2 protein-coding genes are annotated in these 3,024 nt (G+C 74.0%); both read left to right on the forward strand.

The features are described from left to right. The first annotated feature begins 104 nt into the window (after window positions 1–104). On the forward strand, window positions 105–926 hold the full coding sequence (locus tag CCN42_RS22270) for an FAD binding domain-containing protein (RefSeq protein WP_086738166.1): 822 nt from the start codon (window positions 105–107) through the stop codon (window positions 924–926). 3 nt (window positions 927–929) lie between these two features. After that, a partial coding sequence (locus CCN42_RS22275) for a molybdopterin-dependent oxidoreductase (RefSeq protein ID WP_086738168.1) occupies window positions 930–3,024 on the forward strand: 2,095 nt, incomplete at its 3' end.

The following is a 3,024-nucleotide window of genomic DNA, read 5'->3' on the forward strand; positions in this document are numbered from 1 at the left end:
GTCGCGGGGCAGACGGGAGTGTGACGACACCCCCTAGCTGTGCGCCCGTGGGCGCGCCCGCGTCACGATCTGATCGCTCATCCGGTGGCTCGGCAGGAGGAACCATGGACCTGACGGCGGTACGCGAGGTCGTCGACGGGCGGAGCACGCTGCCGTGGCGGCCGGGGGACGCCTGGCTCGCCGGCGGCACCACCCTGTTCGCCGAGCCCCGGCCCGGCCTGCGGCGGCTGCGCGATCTGAGCACCCATGGCTGGCCACCGCTCTCGGTGACCGAGGACGGGATCGAGATCGCGGCGACCTGCACCGTCGCCGAGCTGCTGTCGTTCGCCGAAGCACCCGGTGCCCCCTGGCCGGCCGGGCGAGCGCTCATCGCCGCCTGCTGCCGCGCGTTCTCCTCCTCCTTCAAGATCTGGAACACCGCGACCGTGGGCGGCAACCTGTGCTCGGCCCTGCCCGCCGGGCCCATGGTCTCCCTGTCCGTGGCCTTGCGCGGGACCTGCCGGGTGCTCGGCCCGGACGGCGGTGAACGTGCCGTGTCCGCCGAGGACTTCGTGATCGCCCCCGGGGTCACGGCACTGCTCCCCGGCGAGCTGCTGCGCTCCGTCGCACTGCCCGCCGCCGCGCTGGCCGAGCGCAGCACGATGCAGCGCGTGAGCACGCACCCGTGGGGCAGGTCGGTGGCCCTGGTGACGGGAACCCGCGATGCCGCCGGTCGGCTGACCGTCTCGGTGACGGCCGCCACGACGCGCCCGGTGTCCGTCTCCTTCCGCAGGCCGCCGTCCGCCGCCGAACTGACCGGCCGCCTGGCCGGGAAGCTGACACCCAATCTCCTCCTCGAGGACGTCCACGGCCGGGCCGACCGGCGTCGCCACCTGACCGGGCTCCTGGCCGAAGAGGTCCGGCGCGAGCTGACGGAGGAGCGGTAGGCCATGGTCTTCCGCGTGCGTGTCAACGGCCAGGAGGCACAGGAGCCGCCGAGGCCCGGGCAGTGCCTGCGCACCTACCTGCGCGAGCGCGGACTGACCGGGGTGAAGAAGGGCTGCGACACGGGAGACTGCGGCGCGTGCACCGTGCACGTGGACGGTCTGGCCGTGCACAGCTGCCTGTATCCGGCCCACCGTGCCGACGGTCGCACGGTGACGACCATCGAGGGCCTGGCCGCCGACGGCCGGGCCGGACACAGTGCCTGGGACGCTGCCGGAGCCGGCGCCGGAGACACCGCCGCCGACAGCGGAGTCGGGCATCCCGTGCAGGAGGCGTTCTGCCGGTCGCACGCCTTCCAGTGCGGCTACTGCGCCCCCGGGTTCATCATGACCACCGCCGCCCTGACCCCGGAACAGCTCGCCGACCTGCCGCAGGCTCTGAAGGGCAATCTGTGCCGGTGCACCGGCTACCGGTCCATCGAGGAGGCGGTACGGACCGCCCACGCCGGCCACGCGCGAGAACCCGCGCCCGTGCCCGCGCCGGATCTCACAGCAGACCCCGCACCGGACCCCGGCGACGACCGGGACCCGAGCGCCCTCGGCATCGTCACGGGCACCGCGCGCTTCACGCTGGACGTCCCCGAGCCGGACGGTCTGCTGCACCTGGCGCTGGTGCGCTCCCCGCACCGGCACGCGCGTATCGTCGGGATCGACACCAGCGCCGCGCTGGCCGTACCCGGCGTCCACGCCGTCCTCACCCACCACGACGCCCCCCGCACCCGCTATTCCACGGCGCTGCACGAGAACACCGGTGACGATCCGGCCGACACCCGCGTCCTGGACGACGTCGTGCGCCATGCCGGGCAGCGTGTCGCCGCGGTCGTCGCCGACCACCCCGCCACCGCCGCGGAAGCCGCACGGCTGGTCCGCGTCACCTACCAGGTGCTGCCCGCCGTCACCGATCCCGATCAGGCCCTCCGCGAAGAGGGGGTGCGCGTCCATGAGGACGGGAACATCGCCGGCGAGTTCCATCACACCGCCGGAGACACCGAGCGGGGACTGGCCGAAGCGGACGTCGTCCATGAGGGTGTCTTCCACACGCAGCGGGTGCAGCACACGGCCCTGGAATGCCATGCCAGCCGCGCCTGGACCGATCCGGACGGCCGCCTGCGTCTTCATTCGGCCACGCAGGCTCCGCACCTGGCGCGGCGGCGACTGTGTGAAGTGTTCGGGCTCGCGCCGGACCGTCTGCGCGTCACCGCGGGCCGCCTGGGCGGTTCCTTCGGCCGGGGACAGGATCTGCAGACCGAGGACATCGCCCTGCTCGCCACCCTGCGCACCGGCCGTCCCGTCCAGTTGGAGAACACCCGTACCGACGAACTCACCGCCACCACCACCCGCCACCCCTTCCACGTCACGGTCACCATCGGCGCGCGCCGCGACGGCACGCTCACCGCCCTGAAGCTGCGCGTCGTCTGCGACACCGGCGCCTACGGCAACCAGGGCCCTTCCGTCCTCACCGTCGCCTGCACCGAGGCCCTCGCCCACTACCGCTGTGCCAACCTGACCGTGGACGGCTACTGCGTACGCACGAACAACCCGCCCGCCGGCGCGTTCCGCGGCTACGGCGCCGGCCAGCTCACCTTCGCCGTCGAATCCGCCCTCGACGAACTGGCCCGCCGTCTGCACCTGGCCCCCCTGGCCATCCGCGCCCGGGCCTACCTGCCACCTGGCGCGCCGGCGCCCTTTCCCGGTGCCGGCGGACGAAGCCCGGTGATGGACACCGGCCTCGCCCACTGCCTGGACGTCCTCGGCCGGGTACGCGACCGGCGCCTGCGCACCCGCCCCGTGCGGGCAGGGCCACGCCGCCTGGTCGGCGAAGGTCTGGCCGTCGCCACCCGGCACACCGTCCCTGCCGACGGGCATGTCGCCCAGGCGGCCGTCACCCTGCGCGCCGACGGCCACTACGACGTGGCCGTCGCGATCCCGGACTTCGGCAGCGGCACCCGTACCGCCCTGCGTGACATCGCCGCCGAGGCCCTCCACACCCACCCCGGCCGCGCCCACCTGAGCGACGCCGACCCCGACCACCTCCACCACC

It is taken from the genome of Streptomyces glaucescens, assembly GCF_002154375.1.
GTDB lineage: Bacteria > Actinomycetota > Actinomycetes > Streptomycetales > Streptomycetaceae > Streptomyces > Streptomyces glaucescens.

Coding starts and splice junctions, on each gene's coding strand:
- CCN42_RS22270 (WP_086738166.1), top strand. CDS start 105: ATGGACCTGACGGCGGTACGCGAGGTCGTCGACGGGCGGAGCACGCTG.